We start from the raw sequence: 16,907 nt of genomic DNA, 5'->3' as shown, positions 1-16,907 counted from the left end.
GGTGCTCCTTTGAGCACCGATAAGACCGCCGCTGGCCTTTGTTCTCAAACGAGTATATTTTCGGCTTCGGATAACTTGAGATTATGCGAGATGAAGCGTAGCCGGCTGCCGCTGACGGCGCTGAGAAGTTTCGAAGCGGCAGGCCGGAACTTGAGCTTCAGCCGCGCGGCGGAAGAGCTTTACGTTTCACAGGCTGCGATCAGCCGCCAGATCAGAGAACTCGAAGCCTTGATCGGCAAGCCGCTTTTCGAACGGCTTCATCGCAGGGTTGAGCTGACGGAAGCGGGCCAGGCCCTGCTCAGTCAACTGACAACCAGCTTTGACGATATCGACCGCCGTCTATCGCAAATCGTCAGCAGGCCGGAGCAGAGCGCACTACGGGTGAGCGTCGAGCCGTCTTTTGCCGGCGAGTTTCTAATCCAGCGTCTCAATTCGTTCAGGCTGCAATACCCGCAGATCGACATCTCGGTCGATGCCGAATCTCGCCTTATAGAGTTTCGTGGCAACGAAGCAGAACTTGCCATTCGTTACGGAGCGAATGCTCGTTCATGGGCGCGCACACAAGCAAAGCATCTGGTTGATGTGATGGTGACACCAGTCCTGGCCTTAGACCTTCTGGCATCAGGCGTCCCGCTGGCAACACCTGCTGACCTGCGGCATTACACGCTGTTGCATGACTACAATCGTGACGGCTGGGCCACATGGTTCCATGCGATGGGCCTTCCGGACCTCGCGCTTCAGAGAGGGCCGTTGTTCACCGATGCCGCGCTTGCCATGCAGGCGGCGAAGCTCGGGCATGGCGTCGCCTTGGGGGATCGCATACTGAACGGTGCCGACCTGCGAGCCGGCTTGCTTGTACGTCCCTTCGAGATGGAAGTTCCATTTGGGGCGTACTGGCTTGTCGCTCCTGATTTCCAGCATCTGAGCTGGCCAGCGAAGACCTTTTCAGACTGGCTCGTCGAGGAGTTGAGGAATAGTCCCGGGAAAAGCGAAACCTAAGCCGCCTGTCCGGCGCGCTTCTTCTCGATCTGGCCGATCGCGTCGACCACCGCATCGAAGGTCAGCATGGTGGAGGCGTGGCGCGCCTTGTAGTCGCGCACCGGTTCCAGATATTTGAGGTCGGCGAAGCGGCCTTCCGGCGGCGCGCCGTTTTCCTTGAGCATCTTCAGCATGGTCTCGCGCACGGCACGCAATTCGTCGGCCCTGGCGCCGACCACATGCTGGGCCATGATCGACGACGAGGCCTGGCCGAGCGCGCAGGCCTTCACGTCGTGGGCGAAATCGGTGACCACATCGCCATCCATCTTGAGGTCGACGGTGACGGTCGAGCCGCACAATTTGGAATGTGCCCTGGCCGTCGCGTCGGCATCGTCGAGCCGGCCGATCCGCCCTATATTTCCGGCGAAGCCGAGAATTTTCGCATTGTAGACGTCGTCGATCATATTTTTCCAATCCGTCGCCGCCCAGCGAACAGGCTTTGCCGCTCTCGCGTCTTCCTTTCGCTCCGTCAGAACCATATATAATGGTGGCAGTCGGGCATCGACAAGGCGATGACAGGCCATTGTCCCTGCCCACATGTTCACGCCGCTTGCGGGATGGAAATGGGCGATTTTCACCCAAAAGGTCGTGGTCCGTTCAACTCGTCCCACCCTTGAGTGGGACTACGGGAGACGCCTTTATGGATGCCGTCATCAAGAAAATCATGCCCCCGTCCGAATATATGGAAAAGCCGGTCACCGACCGGCCGAGCGAGGCCGAGGTGGAGGCCGCCGTGCGCACGCTGTTGCGCTGGACCGGCGACAATCCGGACCGCGAAGGCCTGATCGACACGCCCAAGCGTGTCACCAAGGCCTTCCGCGAAATGTTCAACGGCTATGATATGTGCGCGGCCGACGAGCTCGGCCGCACCTTCGAGGAAGTTGCCGGCTATGACGATCTCGTCATCGTCAGGAACATAAAATTCCATTCGCATTGCGAGCACCACATGGTGCCGATCATCGGCAAGGCGCATGTCGGCTATCTGCCGGACGGCAAGGTCGTAGGCTTGTCCAAGATCGCACGCGTAGTCGACATCTTCGCGCATCGCCTGCAGACGCAGGAGGCAATGACCGCGCAGATCGCCGGCGTCATCCAGGACGTGCTCAACCCGCGCGGCGTCGCCGTCATGCTCGAGGCCGAGCATATGTGTATGGCCATGCGCGGCATCCGCAAGCAGGATTCGACCACGCTGACCTCCACTTTCACAGGCGTCTTCAAGGACACGCCCGAGGAGCAGGTCCGCTTCGTCACCATGGTGCGCGCCGGCGGCTGATGACCGGCCGGCGGACCATGATCCCGAAAAGTGGAGACCGGTTTTCGGATAAGATCATGGTCCAAAGCAAAGAACTACCGGCACTGCAGTTCCCGAAAGCTCCGTCAGACAAGAAGGCGCTGGAGGAAGGTTCTGTTCTTTCTCCGCGCTTCGATGCCGCAGGCCTCGTCACCGTCGTCGTGACGGACGCCGCTGACGGCATGCTGTTGATGGTCGCGCATATGAATGCCGAAGCGCTGGCGCTGACGCTCGAAACCGGCATCGCACATTACTGGTCGCGCTCGCGCAGCGCGCTGTGGAAGAAGGGCGAGACCTCCGGCAATTTCCAGCACATCGTCGAGATGCGCACGGATTGTGACCAGGACGCGATATGGTTGCGCGTCAAAGTGTTGGGCCACGACGCAACTTGTCACACCGGTCGGCGTTCCTGCTTTTATCGGACGGTGGGGTTCAACGACGGCAAGGCGACGCTTGCCGACGATGGCAGCAAGCCGCTGTTCGATACGGACCAGACGTATCGGAAGCCGGCGTGAACCATTCAATATTCACAAACCACTCAGATTCACTATTCTCAAATATCCTTTTGATAGAAGGGATATGGGACAAGGGAGATCGTGATGCTCGAATGGGCGTCATTGCGCAGCAAACCTGACGTTCGGGAGGCCAACGGCCCCGCGTCATTCGGCGGCTTGCCAGATCCTAAGTCCGGCAGGAAGACCGGCATCTCGTTGGCGCTCGGCGGCGGCTGCGCGCGCGGCTGGGCCCATATCGGCGTGCTGCGCGCGCTCGACGAAGCCGGCATCGAAGTGTCGATGATCGCCGGCACCTCGGTCGGCGCGCTGGTCGGTGGCTGCTACCTGGCCGGCAAGCTCGACGAACTGGAAGAGTTCGCCAGAAGCCTGACCAAGCGGCGTATCTTCGGCCTGCTCGATCTCAATCTGCGCGGCAGTGGTCTGTTCGGCGGCATGAAGCTCGATCAGCGTCTGCGCGAGCATCTCGACGGCGCCCGCTTCGACGACCTGTCGAAACCCTTTGTCGCCGTCGCGTCCGAAATCCGCACCGGCCACGAGATCTGGCTGTCGAGCGGCTCGCTCGTCACCGCCATGCGCGCTTCCTACGCGCTGCCCGGCGTCTTCGAGCCGGTGGCCTGCAACGGCCGCATGCTGGTCGACGGCGCGCTGGTCAATCCGGTGCCGGTCTCGGTCTGCCGCGCCTACGAGCAGCCGCTCGTCGTGGCGGTCAACCTGCATTACGATCTGTTCGGACGCGCCGCCGTCATCAAGCACAACGCCGGCGAGCTGGTCGTCGAGAAAGACGCTCCGCGACCCGGCCAGTTCAATCCCCAGTCGCACCAGAGCCGCCTTGGCATCACCGGCGTCATGGTCGAGGCCTTCAACATCATCCAGGACCGGATTTCGCGCGCCAGGCTGGCCGGCGATCCGCCCGACATGTCGCTGCAGCCGAAGCTCAGCCATATCGGCCTGACGGAATTCCACCGCGCCGACGAGGCGATCAGCATTGGTTACCAGACGACGAAGTCGCAGATCAGCGAACTGACCCGGCTGCAGTCCGTTCTGGTGTGACACACCTTAAGCGAGCGCCGCATCGCTGATGCGAAACTGCACCGTGCGGTTGCCGTTCCAGTAATTGCCCGACAGCGAACCGGCGATGTGCACGGTCCTGCCTCTGTTCTTGAACAGGAATTCGCCGAGCGCCGTGTCGACGGCACGGAAGGCGATCGCCTGGATGTTGCCACCGCTTTGCGACTGCAGGTCCACGCGAATGTGATTGGTTCCGATCGCGCGCGCGTCGGTCAGCCGGTGGCGCGGCAGCACGAATACCGGCGCGATGTGCCCGGCGCCGAACGGCCCGGCTTTCTCCAGCGCATCGAGCAGCGCGATGGTGGCGCCCTCCGCGGCCAGCGCGCCGTCGATCGCCAGGCTTTCCTCGTTCTGCAGCCGGAAGACATCGGCCGCGGCGCGCTCCTCGAAAAAGGCGCGCAGTTCGCCGAGCTTGGCGCGCTCGACGGTGATGCCTGCGGCCATCGCATGGCCGCCGCCCTTGACGATCAGCCCGGCATCCGCTGCCTCGCGCACCAGCCGGCCAAGATCGAAGCCGGTCACCGAACGGCCGGAACCCGTGCCGATACCGGTCGAATTGAAGGCGATGGCGAAGGCCGGCCGGCGCGCATAGTCCTTGAGCCGCGAGGCAATCAGCCCGACAATGCCCGGATGCCAGCTGTTGCTGGCGGTGACGATGATTGCCGGACCGTTGCCGCCGGCAAGCTCGGCATCAGCCTCGGCGCGCGCCTGCGCCAGCATCTCCTGCTCCATCTGCTGCCGTTCCTGGTTCAGCCGGTCGAGCGTCTCGGCGATGCTTGCCGCCTCGACGGGATCGTCGGTGGCCAAAAGCCGGCTGCCGAGCGCCGCATCCCCGATACGGCCGCCCGCATTGATGCGTGGCCCGATCAGGAAGGACAGATGGAAGGTGTTGATCGGCTCGCCGATGCGCGAGACCCGCGCCAGCGCCGCCAGCCCCTCATTCTTCTGCTGACGCAATACCTGCAACCCCTTGACCACGAAGGCCCGATTGACGCCGGTGAGCGGCACCACGTCGCAGACCGTTGCCAGCGCCACGAGGTCGAGCAGCGAAAGCAGGTCGACTGGCGCGGCGTTCGGCAGCCGTTCGCGCAGCAGCTTTGCCGTCTGGACCAGGCACAGGAAGACGACGCCGGCGGCGCACAAATGCCCCTGCCCCGACAAATCGTCCTCGCGATTGGGATTGACCACGGCCACCGCCGGCGGCAGCGGCCCGCCGACCTGGTGGTGGTCGAGCACCACGACGTCCGCGCCGGCTTCTCTGGCCGCTTCGATCGAGGTCGCGCTGTTGGTGCCGCAATCGACGGTGACGATCAGCTTCGCGCCGCGCGAGATCAGCTCGCGCATGGCTTCCGGATTGGGCCCGTAGCCCTCGAAGATGCGGTCCGGGATATAGATTTCGGACGGCACCGAAAAATGCGTGAGAAAGCGTTTCAGGAGCGCCGACGAGGCGGCGCCGTCGACATCGTAGTCGCCGAAGATTGCCACTTTCTCGCGCGAGACGATCGCATCGGCGAGCTTCGCCGCCGCTTTCTCCATATCGGTCAGCGATGCCGGATTCGGCAGAAGCTCGCGAATGGTCGGGTCGAGGAAGCGCTCGGCCTGCTCCGCGCTGACGCCGCGCCCGGCAAGCACCCGTGCAACGATGTCGGGCACGCCGTGGCCCTGCGCGATCGCCAAGGCGGCCATGTCCTGCCGCTCGGTCAGCCGGTGTTGCCAGGAAACACCGGTCGCCGACTGCCTGACATCGAGGAAGAACCGTTTCTCGCCCGTCATGCGACGCGCCGTCTGCACATCATCCTGGGCAGATATCAATATGCGACGGCGGGAGCAATTGCAGGGAAGTGAGCAATTCGGGGATAACTATGGAAGGCTTTTCGCAAAGCCCCGAAGCGAGGCGAAATCAGAACTTGTCCAGATCCTGGTGGCGCGCCTTGATCTCGCGAACCGTGCGCGAGGACGAGCGCAGCACGATGGTGTGGGTGGTGATGAAGGTGCGGCCGAACTTCACCCCATCGAGCAGGTTGCCGTCGGTGACTCCGGTCGCCGCAAAGAGCACGTCGCCGCGCGCCATGTCCTGCGCGCGATAGACGCGCTTCGGATCGGAAATGCCCATCTTCTCGGCCCGCGCCACCTTCTCCGGCGTGTCGAGGATCAGCCGGCCCTGCATCTGCCCGCAGCGCAACGCTGCCGCCGCCAGCACACCTTCCGGCGCGCCGCCGGTGCCGAGATAGATATCGATGCCGGTCTCGTCTGGGTCGGTGGTGTGGATGACGCCGGCGACATCGCCGTCGCCGATCAGCCGGATCGCCGCGCCCGTGGCGCGCACGGCGTCGATCAGCTTGGCGTGACGCGGCCGGTCGAGGATGCAGGCAGTGATGTCGGAAACCGCCACGCCCTTGGCCTTGGCCAGGTTGGCGAGGTTTTCCGCCGGCGAGGCGTCGATGTCGATCAGGCCTTCCGGATAGCCGGGGCCGATCGCGATCTTGTCCAAATAGACGTCGGGGGCGAACAGCAGGCTGCCCTTTTCCGCAATGGCGATGACGGCCAGCGCGTTGGGCAGGTTCTTCGCGCAGATTGTCGTGCCCTCGAGCGGATCGAGCGCGATGTCGACGGCCGGGCCTTTGCCCGTGCCGACCTCCTCGCCGATATAGAGCATCGGCGCCTCGTCACGCTCGCCCTCGCCGATCACCACCGTGCCCTTGATGGCGAGGCGATTGAGCTCCTGGCGCATCGCATCGACAGCCACCTGGTCGGCCGCCTTCTCGTCGCCGCGCCCGCGCAGCCTGGCGGCCGCGACGGCGGCCCGCTCGGTGACGCGCACCACTTCCATGGTGAGGATCCGGTCGAGGCCGGCAGCAATGTTCTGGGCGATGTTCATGGATTACGCATTCCTCGTTGTCTGTTTGCGTCGAGCAATCCCAGAACGGTTGAGCACCGGAATTGCTCCGCCTCCCGCCAGAGGCGGGCTTCTTCTGGCAAAGCTCCATGACAACGGCAAGACTTGGCCCGTCATTTTTCGAAATGACAGCAAAATCAATCGATTGAAGACGGAATCGGACCTGACTTATTCCGCCCGCTCGATGCGGATCACTTGCGGCTTGTCGGTCAGATGACCGTCCTTGGTGATGCCTTCGACCGCCTTGCGCACCGCCGCTTCCGTCGTCTCGTGGGTGACGAGGATGACCGTCTTCTGCGCCTCTGTTTCCGTGCCGGCCGCTTGCTGGACGATCGATTCCAGCGAGATGTCGTTGTCGGCCATGCGCTTGGCGATGGCCGCGAAGACACCGGTGCGGTCATGCACGGTCAGCCGGATGAAGTAGCCGCCGGCATGGCTGCGCATCTGCGCCTTCTTGTAAGGCTTCAACTCCTTCGCCGGCCAGCCGAACACCGGCGCGTGCTGGAAGCCGGGCCGGCTCTTGGCGATATCGGCGATGTCGCCGATCACCGCCGAGGCGGTGGCATTGCCGCCGGCGCCGGGGCCAGAAAGCAGAAGCTCGCCCAGAATGTCGGTCTCGATCGCCACGGCGTTGGTGACGCCGTGCACCTGCGCGATGACCGACGCCGTCGGCACCATCGTCGGATGGACGCGCTGCTCGATGCCGCTGTCGGTCCGCTGAGCGACGCCGAGCAGCTTGATGCGGTAGCCGAGGTCGGCCGCCGCGCGGATGTCGGCCTGGGTGATGTTGGAGATGCCTTCCATATAGATGTCGTTGGCGGCGATCTTCGTGCCGAAGGCAAGGCTGGTCAGGATCGACAGCTTGTGCGCCGTATCGTGGCCTTCGATGTCGAAGGTCGGATCGGCCTCGGCATAGCCCAGCCGCTGCGCGTCCTTCAGGCAGGCATCGAACGAGATGCCTTCGGCTTCCATGCGGGTCAGGATGTAGTTGCAGGTGCCGTTGAGGATGCCGAAGACACGCGTCACCGCGTTGCCGGCCATTGCCTCGCGCATCGTCTTGATGACCGGGATGCCGCCGGCCACCGCCGCCTCGTAATTGAGCAGAACGCCCTTCTTCTCGGCGATCTCGGCAAGCGCCACGCCATGCTTGGCAAGCAGCGCCTTGTTGGCGGTGACGACATGCCGGCCCGCCTCGAGCGCCGCCTTTACCGAAAGCCGCGCCGGTCCCTCGTCGCCGCCGATCAGCTCGACGAAGACGTCGATGTCAGCCTTTTCGGCCAGCTTGACCGGATCGTCGAACCATTTCGCGGCGCTGAGATCGATGCCGCGGTCGCGCTTCTGATCGCGGGCCGAAACTGCCGTCACGACGATGTCGCGGCCGCATTGGCGGGTGAGCTCCGCCGCCTTGTCGCGCAGCACACGCGCCACCGAGGCGCCAACCGTGCCGAGGCCGGCAATTCCAACACGCAACGCTTCAGCCATGTCCGGCGACGCCCCTCAAAAATTCTATGGATATAAGGCAGACTCAGCGCCGAGCGGCGAGCGGCACCACATTGTTGGGCTGCTTGGCGGTCGATGCCAGGAAGCGCTTGATGTTGCGCGCGGCCTGACGGATCCGGTGCTCGTTCTCGACCAGCGCCACGCGCACATAATCGTCGCCGTGCTCGCCGAAGCCGACACCCGGCGCCACCGCGACATCCGCATGCTCGATGAGCAGCTTGGAGAATTCGAGCGAGCCGAGATGGCGGAACTGTTCCGGGATCGGCGCCCAGGCGAACATCGAGGCAGCGGGCGCGGGTATGGTCCAGCCGGCGCGGCCGAAGGAATCGACCATCACGTCGCGCCGCTTGTGGTAGACCTCGCGCACCTCCTCGATGTCGGCGCCATCGCCGTTCAGCGCATGCGCGGCCGCCACCTGGATCGGCGTGAACGCGCCATAGTCGAGATAGGACTTCACGCGTGTCAGCGCCGCGATCAGCCGCTCGTTGCCGACAGCGAATCCCATGCGCCAGCCCGGCATGGAGAAGGTCTTCGACATCGAGGTGAACTCGACGCAGATATCCATCGCGCCCGGCACCTGCAGCACCGAAGGCGGCGGATTGCCGTCGAAATAAATCTCGGAATAGGCAAGATCGGACAGGATGATGATGTCGTTCTTCTTCGCGAAGGCGACCACGTCCTTGTAGAAGTCGAGCGAGGCGACCAGCGCCGTCGGGTTCGACGGATAGTTGAGGATCAGCGCCAGCGGCTTCGGGATCGAATGGCGGATACCGCGCTCGACCGCCGGGATGAAGCCGTCATCGGGCTCGACCTGCAGCGAACGGATGACGCCGCCCGACATGATAAAGCCGAAGGCATGGATCGGATAGGTCGGATTGGGGCACAGGATCACGTCGCCCGGTGCGGTGATCGCCTGCGCCATGTTGGCGAAGCCTTCCTTTGAGCCCAGCGTCGCCACCACTTGCGTGTCGGGGTTGAGCTTCACGCCGAAGCGGCGGGCATAGTAGTTGGCTTGGGCGCGGCGCAGGCCCGGAATGCCGCGCGAGGACGAATAGCGATGCGTGCGCGGATCGCGCACCACCTCGCACAATTTGTCGACGATGGCTTTCGGCGTCGGCAGGTCCGGATTGCCCATGCCAAGGTCGATGATGTCGGCGCCGCGCGAACGGGCGCTGGCCTTCAGCCGGTTGACCTGCTCGAACACGTAAGGCGGAAGCCGGCGGACCTTGTGAAATTCTTCCATGTTAGTTCCAGACGATCGAAGGGGGCGCTTTCGGCGCGCGATATAAACCTAATTGCAGTTAGGGTCGAGGGTCGGGTCGCATTTGCCCTCGATCTGCTTCAGCGTGTCGTCGCCATGCGTCTTGGCAAGCGTCTTCAGCGCCGTGGAATTCGCCGGCGCCTTGACGCTGCCGCCCTTGGCAGCCTGCGCCTGCTGCTCGGCCTTGAGCTTGGCGAGGTTCGCCGCGGTCTCCTCCTTGGTGAGCTGCTTGGCGGCCACCTGCGGGGGAATGTTGAGATTCGGGTAGGAGCCGGTGTCCTTGGGGCCTTCGGTCAAGGCGGTCGGCGCTGCATTGTTGGTGCTGGTGCTCGTGCACCCGCCGGCGGGCAACAGCACGCCGACCAGCCCGGCCAGCACCGCCTTGCGGCAGATCGAACCCGGCCTGAGAAAAAAAGTCCCGCCAACATTAATCGTCATATTGTTTTCCTGGCAGCCGGGTTACAGCGAATTGGACCCGGTCAGATGTCCCATGGTAATATGTCAAGAAAACGCTCCGGGAGGAACCCCGCGGACCATGTCCAAACCTGACGATTCGGACAAAGCGGAAAATGGCGGACCTTCGGCCATCGAGCAATATCTGGTGAAGGACCCCGAGCGCTTCGCCTTGAACATCGCGCGCATGATAGAGCAGGCCGGCAAGGCGGCTTCCGCCTGGACCGAGCCGCGCGAGAAAGGTGAGGTGCGCGACCATGTCGCCGAACCGGTCGTCGACATGGTCAAGACCTTCTCCAAGCTGTCGGAATACTGGCTGGGCGACCCGCAGCGCGCGCTCGAAGCGCAGACGCGTCTGTTCGCCGGCTATATGACGGTCTGGGCGAACGCCATCCAGAAGGTCAATCCCAACACCGAGGCGCCGCCGGACGCGGTTCAGCCCGAGCGCGGCGACAAGCGCTTCCAGGATCCCGAATGGGGCCGCAACGCCTTCTTCGATTTCCTCAAGCAGGCCTATCTCGTCACCTCGCGCTGGGCGAACGAGCTCGTCGAGCATGCCGAGGGCCTGGACGACCACACCCGCCACAAGGCGAGCTTCTACGTCAAGCAGGTGTCGAACGCGATCGCGCCGTCGAACTTCATCCTGACCAATCCGGAACTGTTTCGCGAGACTGTCGCCTCCAACGGCGAGAACCTGGTGCGCGGCATGAAGATGCTGGCAGAAGACATCGCCGCCGGCCGCGGCGACCTGAAGCTGCGCCAGGCCGACTACACGCCCTTCGAAATCGGCAAGAACATCGCCACCACGCCCGGCAAGGTCATCGGCCGCAGTGATGTCGCCGAAATCATCCAATACGATCCGGTGACGGAAACGGTGCTGAAGCGGCCGCTGCTGATCTGCCCGCCATGGATCAACAAATTCTACATCCTCGACCTCAACCCGCAGAAATCTTTCATCCGCTGGGCGATCGAGCAGGGCCACACGGTCTTCGTCATCTCCTGGATCAACCCCGACGAGCGCCACGGCGCCAAGGGTTGGGAAGCCTATATCCGCGAAGGCCTGCAATACGGCCTCGACATGGTGGAGAAGGCGACCGGCGAGAAGGAAGTCAACGCCATCGGCTATTGCGTCGGCGGCACCCTGCTTGCCGCTGCCCTGGCCCTGTTGGCGCAGGAAGGCGACCACCGCATCAAATCGGCCACCTTTTTCACCACCCAGGTCGACTTCACCTATGCCGGGGACCTCAAGGTCTTCGTCGACGAGGACCAGGTCGCCGCCGTCGAGCGTTCGATGAGCGAGAAGGGCTATCTCGAAGGCACCAAGATGGCCACCGCCTTCAACATGCTGCGCTCGGGCGACCTGATTTGGCCCTATGTCATCAACAACTACATGCGCGGCAAAGAGCCCCTGCCCTTCGACCTGCTCTACTGGAATTCCGATTCCACGCGCATGGCGGCGGCCAACCACTCCTTCTATCTGCGCAACTGCTATCTCGAGAACAATCTTTCGCGCGGCACGATGGAGCTTGCCGGCCGCACGGTGTCGCTGGCCGACATCACGATCCCCGTCTACAACCTTGCCACGAAGGAAGACCACATCGCGCCGGCGCTTTCGGTGTTCCTGGGCTCGCGGTTCTTCGGCGGCGACGTCGAATATGTAATGGCGGGTTCCGGCCACATCGCAGGCGTCGTCAACCCGCCTGCCGCCAAAAAGTACCAGTACTGGACCGGCGGCAAGCCGGTGGGCGACTTCAACGCCTGGCTTGCCGCCGCGCACGAGCATCAAGGCTCCTGGTGGACGCACTGGCAACACTGGATCGAGAACCAGGACAACATCCGCGTGCCCGCCCGCAAACCGGGCAAGCGTATGAAAACCTTGGGGGATGCGCCGGGCACCTATGTCAAGGTGCGTGTGTAACGGACTGTAATGTCTGGTGAGTTGACGGGCCGCCAAAACAGGGCGAAATGGTGGCGTCAATCGTTTCACGGCCTCAATTCGCCTTCCGACGCAGAATAATTTCGAGGCTTGCAGATTCGACACATATCCCGTTTCCGGTTGGGAACAGGAGGGTTATCGCAGCGCAATGCTGGAGTGGCGCGGCGATGACGGACCGACCGGATGCCGAGGGGGAATTTATTTTGAAATCAGTAGGTTGGCGTCTTGCACGAAGGGAAGGTCGCAGCATAGCGGCAGCGCTTTTCTCCGTGCTTCTGGCCTCCTGCACATCGACCGGCGACCCGACGATGTCGGTCGTTTCGCCTGCCTACAATTCAACCGCCACCGAAATGAGCGCGACATCCGGCGCCAAGGCGGCAACAACCGCCGATTCGTCGGCTCAGGCGGCATCCGCGACTGCCGATGCGGCAGCGACCGTGATGAGCGAAGGCGACCCGCCTTTGCCCGAGAAGGTCGCCTATGTGCCGGAGACGCGGCCGCAAGCCGCCTTCCCCGCCGTCGTGGTGCCCGCCGGCGCCGCCGCGATTGCCGGCAACACACCGCAACCGCTGGTTCAGCCGGCGCAAACGACGGAACAGACGCAAGCCGTGGCCCAGCAGATCGCCGCCGGCGATGCCGCCGCCATTGCGTCCAAGGCGCAGGCGACCACGCAGGCCATGAGCAACGGCGTCTATGTGACCGCGGGCGAGCCGGCGCAGCCGCAGGTCGCCGCGCCAAAGAAGAGCCTGTTCGCCTCGCTGTTCAGCACCACGCCGGCATCGGCAGCACCCGCGCCGCTGATCAACAATTCGCGCTCCGGCGACCAACCGGCGGCGCAGGCCAAGACCGCAACCGACGCGCCGGCTCCCGCCAAGCCGATCGTTGAGCTGGCCTCCGCGACGCCGGCCGCAAAGCCGGTGCAACTCGCCTCGCTCGACGACCCGAGCTATCACATCACCGGCGCCGACGCGCTGCCCGGCGTGCGCCAGACCGCGCTGTTCGAGATCAAGCGCAAGTCCGGCATCGACGACGAGAGCGACGTCGACCTCAACGAGGACGAGGGCGGCGGCGGTTCCTATCAGGTGGCCTCGGCCGCCGGCATGGCAAGGCTCGCGCCCAACGGCCTTCTGAAGCAGAACGAAAGCGTCGACGTCGCCTGCCTCAAGCCGTCGCTGGTGCGGGTGCTGAAGACGATCGAGGGCCATTTCGGCCGCAAGATGATCGTCACCTCCGGCTACCGCGACCCCTCGCGCAACCGCCGCGCCAACGGCGCCAAGAACTCGCTGCACATGTACTGCGCCGCCGCAGACATCCAGGTGCCCGGCGTCTCGAAATGGGAGCTGGCGAATTATGTCCGCACGATGCCCGGCCGTGGCGGCGTCGGCACCTACTGCCACACCGAATCCATCCATGTCGACGTCGGCCCCGAGCGCGACTGGAACTGGCGCTGCCGTCGCCGCAGCGGCGGTGGAGAAGACGGCTGATATTCGGCTTGGCCCAGGCATAGCACGCTGCTCCAACAAGCCGTCGGGGCGTTCGCAATTGGCCAAAGTCTTCCGAGCTTCGTCATCCACGGGCGGAGCGGGAGCGAAGCGGACGCGCAGACCCGAGGATCCATTCCGTTACCTCGACCGTGGAGTGCAGCGGCGCAGATTCTGCCCCGTTGCAACGCTCACAGGTAACGGAATGGATTCTATGGTCTGCGCCGCGTCGCTTCGCTCCTTGCTCCGCCATAGAATGACGATCGCGAGGGAAGTCCCGACTAATCTCCAAGGGTGCGCCACCAAGCGAGATCGCAAACCGTGCCTGCCCCGAAAGCCGGCTTTTGCAGCCCTTTGAAAAAAGTTGTCGCATGTGGCGGCAGATGGGTTGCCGGTTGCCAACAACGCAATTATAAGCCGCTTCGTCTGAGCGCGCCCATCGTCTAGCGGTTAGGACACCGCCCTTTCACGGCGGTAACAGGGGTTCGATTCCCCTTGGGCGTACCAGACTTATCTCCCCTGAACAGCTCCAAAATCCGGCACCTCGCGCTTCCCGGCTGAAACCCGTCATTAACGGCGTTATTGGGTGACGCATGTTGGCAACGATCAGACGGTGTAGAGTTCTGCCTCGACATGGAGGCGCGGATGAACCTGCTTCGGACAGCGCTCTTATGCGTTGCAATGACCGGCCTGGCCGGGCTGCAGCCCGCCCGCGCCGAAGATCAGCCCACCCAGCCGAACGGCGACCCGGCGCAGCCGCCCGTTCATTGCCAGGGGCAGAATTGCCTGCCGCCGAAGGACGACCCCGCCCTGGAATGCAAAGGGCAGGATTGCACGCCAGCTCCAGCGACCGACCAGCCGTCAGGCCCGGAGATTAAGAAGGTCAAGTGAGAGGCAGCGGGGCGCTCGGCGGCGGGCTCCCGGCAAGAGCGAAGCGGCGGTCTCGGATCAATCCGGAATCATCGGCGCCGGCTCTTCGCACCGATAGACCATGCACCGCCCGTCACTGGCCGTGACATAGTCGACCATCGGCACGTAGGGGGCATCGCACTCGTTGCCGAATTGGCGGACATAGCGCTCATAGGTGTTCGCCCCGGTGGTCAGCACCACCGCATGCCGGCTCTGGATCAGCGCCTGGGTCTGCGCGCAGGTCATTTTGCGTGAGTCGGGCCGTGCATCGGCGAAATTTGTGGCGGCAACGATCATCGCTGCCGCGCAAAACGCAATCCTGCGCATGGGCATGGTGGCATCCTCGCAAAACATCGTATCGTTAAGTTCGCATCCGGCGCCGCCGCTCCGCAACGGTGGCGCGGTCACGATGCAGCGAGCGAAGCCTTGAAAAGGCAGGGGAGGCCCCGCCTGTTGACAACCATACAAATCTCCGTGAGCGACGCTCGCAAACAATATCCCACTATATAACAGCCTCGTTGAGGTAATGAGATGACAGGCGCCTACGATCTCGGAACCAACCTGGTCCGCCGTATTTATGAAAAGCGCATAGATGCGCCGGCCATTCTTGATGCCGGCACGCATTTTCCCAATGCAGCGAAGTTCGCCGCCGCCTGGCAGGACATCCGCGACGAGGCGCTGGCGGCAAAGCTGAACAAAGCGCCGCGTTTCCACGACATCATGCCGGAGCAGGCCGATATCTCAGCCAATGACGGTCTCGACTGGCGCATGTTCGTGCTCAAAGCCTATGACATGACGGTCCCGGAAAACCTCGCGCGCATGCCGGTGCTGAGCCGGCTGCTCACCGAATGCCCCGAGGTCAAGTCGGCGGCCATCTCGTTCCTCGCCCCGCACAAGCACATCCCGCCGCACCGCGGACCATTTCGCGGCATCATGCGCTTCCATCTCGGCCTCGTCATCCCGAAGCAGCCGGATGGCCGCCCGGCAACGATCATGATGATCAACCATGAGGAAAGGCGCATCGCCGATGGCGAATGCATGCTGTGGGACGACACGTTCGAGCACGAAGTCACGAACAACTCGGATCAGCCGCGCGTCGCTCTCCTGCTCGACGTGTGGCGTCCGCAAATGCCGCTGGATATGGAGATCCTGTCCCGCGTGATCGTGCGCGGCGTCCAGGTGGGAATGCGCTACCGCGGCGTGTCGTTTGGCGGCTGAACCAGTGCGATCAACGCCTTGTGCATGTCGCCCGTAGATACGGTCTTGGGAAAGACCTGGACGAAACAAAGACTCAGGCGCGCGCCTCGCGATGCGTCCCTGCCCTGCGCTTGCCGAGAAACATCGCGTCCCTCGCCAGCAATCCGCTGACGCGGCAGAAGGTTGCAAACGCCCGGCATGCTTCCTCGGTGCTGGCCACATCGACCGTCGCCCCGAAGCAGGCATTGAAGGCCGCTTCGTAGATCTTGCCCTGCCGGCGCTTCGGCCAATCCTGCAGGAAATCGAGCGCCTGCTCGACACTGTAGATTTCCTCGACCGGCAGGCCGGGCGCGGGCGTGATGCGCACCGGCACCTCGAATTGCAGTCTGTCCATTCCCTGTCTCCCGAACTGGCGCAGCCCCAGCAACGCCGCTCGATGTGAAAAGTTGCTTTGGCGGCCTTCTGACTCAGGAATGTGACCTCAGTGCGGTCAACAATCGGTTCACGGATGCGTCGGGCCGGCGGCCGGCCAATCCGCGCAGGCCAGATGACAGGGCGACACAACCCGCGCAGCCCTGCCCCCCTGTCCCTTCCTCCATGCCTTTGCCGCTACTGATTGGCCGGGTCCGTCTCCGCGTCGTAGGCCATGCGGGTCACCACCATCAGCACATAGGCGGACGGCAGCGCGAAGATGGCGGCGAGCACGATCGCCGCCGTTCCTTCCACGCGAAGGGTAGCGGCAACGGCCCAGTAGACGGTGCCGATGCAGATCACCGCCTGAACCGCCAGGAAGCAGGCCGCGGCGGCCGCGCGGGTGAGTGTCTTGAACGTCTTGATGCGTTGCATTGACGAAAATCCGAATTGATGCACTCGCGACCGGCGGACGGCCGGCGGCCGTCGCCGGATCGCGACGCGAAGGAATGTCTTGATTTGGATGCCGCGCTCAGCGGCCAGGGGCTTATGCGGCGGGCGGTGCGCGTGGCTGGTTGGCGCGCGAGCCCGTTGCGCTCGCCGATACGGGCGTGACGCCCATTTCGGCTGGCAACGCCTGGCCGATAACCAGAAAATCGGCTGCGGGCGCAAGCACGCCGGGATTGCCGCCGACAAGCTTTACGGGAAGCGGCCGGCTGGCCCGAACCTCGAGTGCCTGGGCCTTGCCGGAGGTCCTGAGCAGCGCGATCGTATCGCCCTGGCGGGCGGCGCTGATGCTGGAGCCACCCTGGAGCGAAATGGCCGACGCGGAAATTCCGGCCTGGGCAAAGCCCAGCAACGCGAGCATCAGCAGCGCCATCAGGCCCGCAAAAGCGGTCCTGACCGGCAGCAGCTTCGATCTTTCGCGTTCAGGTGCCGTCAAGGCAATCT

18 protein-coding genes and 1 tRNA gene are annotated in these 16,907 nt (G+C 63.7%); 9 read left to right on the top strand and 10 right to left on the bottom strand.

Annotated features, from left to right (window positions below):
• The first annotated feature begins 90 nt into the window (after positions 1–90).
• A complete protein-coding gene (locus EN852_RS08285) occupies positions 91–999 on the top strand; it encodes a LysR substrate-binding domain-containing protein (RefSeq protein ID WP_127874070.1) in 909 nt (302 codons plus the stop codon).
• Here EN852_RS08285 and EN852_RS08280 read toward each other — a convergent pair.
• Positions 996–1,442 (bottom strand): iron-sulfur cluster assembly scaffold protein, encoded by a 447-nt coding sequence (locus tag EN852_RS08280; RefSeq protein ID WP_095815273.1) that lies wholly within the window; start codon positions 1,440–1,442, stop codon positions 996–998. The two genes, EN852_RS08285 and EN852_RS08280, sit on opposite strands and share 4 nt — an antisense overlap.
• A 236-nt stretch (positions 1,443–1,678) precedes the next feature.
• On the opposite strand from EN852_RS08280, the gene folE reads away from it, so the two are divergent.
• From folE to EN852_RS08265, 3 genes are all read left to right on the top strand, one after another.
• Positions 1,679–2,311: a GTP cyclohydrolase I FolE gene (folE, locus tag EN852_RS08275; protein WP_127863608.1), complete on the top strand. Its 633-nt coding sequence runs from the start codon at positions 1,679–1,681 to the stop codon at positions 2,309–2,311.
• A 56-nt stretch (positions 2,312–2,367) separates the two neighbouring features.
• Positions 2,368–2,844 carry a phosphoribosyl-AMP cyclohydrolase gene (gene hisI / locus EN852_RS08270; RefSeq protein ID WP_127874071.1) on the top strand — a complete coding sequence of 159 codons (477 nt, stop codon included), beginning with the start codon at positions 2,368–2,370 and terminating at the stop codon, positions 2,842–2,844.
• 84 nt (positions 2,845–2,928) lie between these two features.
• Positions 2,929–3,894, top strand: coding sequence for a patatin family protein (locus EN852_RS08265; protein WP_127874072.1), 966 nt, complete (start codon positions 2,929–2,931; stop codon positions 3,892–3,894).
• A gap of 6 nt (positions 3,895–3,900) precedes the next feature.
• Here EN852_RS08265 and recJ read toward each other — a convergent pair whose 3' ends face one another.
• The 5 genes from recJ to EN852_RS08240 form a co-directional block, all read right to left on the bottom strand.
• On the bottom strand, positions 3,901–5,685 hold the full coding sequence (recJ, locus tag EN852_RS08260; protein ID WP_127874073.1) for a single-stranded-DNA-specific exonuclease RecJ: 1,785 nt from the start codon (positions 5,683–5,685) through the stop codon (positions 3,901–3,903).
• A gap of 127 nt (positions 5,686–5,812) precedes the next feature.
• Positions 5,813–6,790: a class II fructose-bisphosphatase gene (glpX, locus tag EN852_RS08255; RefSeq protein WP_127874074.1), complete on the bottom strand. Its 978-nt coding sequence runs from the start codon at positions 6,788–6,790 to the stop codon at positions 5,813–5,815.
• A gap of 186 nt (positions 6,791–6,976) precedes the next feature.
• Positions 6,977–8,290 (bottom strand): homoserine dehydrogenase, encoded by a 1,314-nt coding sequence (locus EN852_RS08250; RefSeq protein ID WP_127874075.1) that lies wholly within the window; start codon positions 8,288–8,290, stop codon positions 6,977–6,979.
• 43 nt (positions 8,291–8,333) lie between these two features.
• Complete coding sequence (locus tag EN852_RS08245; protein ID WP_127863602.1) at positions 8,334–9,551, bottom strand: LL-diaminopimelate aminotransferase; 1,218 nt, start codon at positions 9,549–9,551, stop codon at positions 8,334–8,336.
• Positions 9,552–9,599: 48 nt separating this feature from the next.
• A complete protein-coding gene (locus EN852_RS08240; RefSeq protein WP_189545778.1) occupies positions 9,600–10,007 on the bottom strand; it encodes a hypothetical protein in 408 nt (135 codons plus the stop codon).
• A gap of 97 nt (positions 10,008–10,104) precedes the next feature.
• On the opposite strand from EN852_RS08240, the gene phaC reads away from it, so the two are divergent.
• From phaC to EN852_RS08220, 4 genes are all read left to right on the top strand, one after another.
• Positions 10,105–11,940, top strand: a complete 1,836-nt coding sequence (gene phaC, locus EN852_RS08235; RefSeq protein WP_127874076.1) for a class I poly(R)-hydroxyalkanoic acid synthase — start codon at positions 10,105–10,107, stop codon at positions 11,938–11,940.
• A 326-nt stretch (positions 11,941–12,266) separates the two neighbouring features.
• Complete coding sequence (locus EN852_RS08230; RefSeq protein ID WP_246694213.1) at positions 12,267–13,442, top strand: YcbK family protein; 1,176 nt, start codon at positions 12,267–12,269, stop codon at positions 13,440–13,442.
• A 429-nt stretch (positions 13,443–13,871) separates the two neighbouring features.
• Positions 13,872–13,946 (top strand) — tRNA-Glu (locus tag EN852_RS08225).
• A 138-nt stretch (positions 13,947–14,084) separates the two neighbouring features.
• Complete coding sequence (locus EN852_RS08220; RefSeq protein ID WP_127874078.1) at positions 14,085–14,330, top strand: hypothetical protein; 246 nt, start codon at positions 14,085–14,087, stop codon at positions 14,328–14,330.
• A 57-nt stretch (positions 14,331–14,387) separates the two neighbouring features.
• On the opposite strand, the gene EN852_RS08215 is transcribed toward EN852_RS08220, so the two are convergent.
• Positions 14,388–14,681 (bottom strand): hypothetical protein, encoded by a 294-nt coding sequence (locus EN852_RS08215; protein WP_127874079.1) that lies wholly within the window; start codon positions 14,679–14,681, stop codon positions 14,388–14,390.
• Between the two features lie 198 nt (positions 14,682–14,879).
• On the opposite strand from EN852_RS08215, the gene EN852_RS08210 reads away from it, so the two are divergent.
• A complete protein-coding gene (locus EN852_RS08210) occupies positions 14,880–15,566 on the top strand; it encodes an aspartyl/asparaginyl beta-hydroxylase domain-containing protein (RefSeq protein ID WP_127863597.1) in 687 nt (228 codons plus the stop codon).
• A gap of 73 nt (positions 15,567–15,639) precedes the next feature.
• Here EN852_RS08210 and EN852_RS08205 read toward each other — a convergent pair whose 3' ends face one another.
• The 3 genes from EN852_RS08205 to EN852_RS08195 form a co-directional block, all read right to left on the bottom strand.
• Positions 15,640–15,939 carry a DUF982 domain-containing protein gene (locus tag EN852_RS08205; protein WP_127863596.1) on the bottom strand — a complete coding sequence of 100 codons (300 nt, stop codon included), beginning with the start codon at positions 15,937–15,939 and terminating at the stop codon, positions 15,640–15,642.
• A gap of 215 nt (positions 15,940–16,154) precedes the next feature.
• Positions 16,155–16,391, bottom strand: coding sequence for a hypothetical protein (locus EN852_RS08200; RefSeq protein WP_127874080.1), 237 nt, complete (start codon positions 16,389–16,391; stop codon positions 16,155–16,157).
• Positions 16,392–16,503: 112 nt separating this feature from the next.
• A complete protein-coding gene (locus EN852_RS08195) occupies positions 16,504–16,836 on the bottom strand; it encodes a hypothetical protein (protein ID WP_135879536.1) in 333 nt (110 codons plus the stop codon).
• Positions 16,837–16,907: the final 71 nt, after the last annotated feature.

The organism is Mesorhizobium sp. M2E.F.Ca.ET.209.01.1.1 (assembly GCF_004010375.2).
GTDB lineage: Bacteria > Pseudomonadota > Alphaproteobacteria > Rhizobiales > Rhizobiaceae > Mesorhizobium.
The sequence above is the reverse complement of the archived record's forward strand: the minus strand, read 5'-3'. Positions and strand labels throughout refer to the sequence as shown.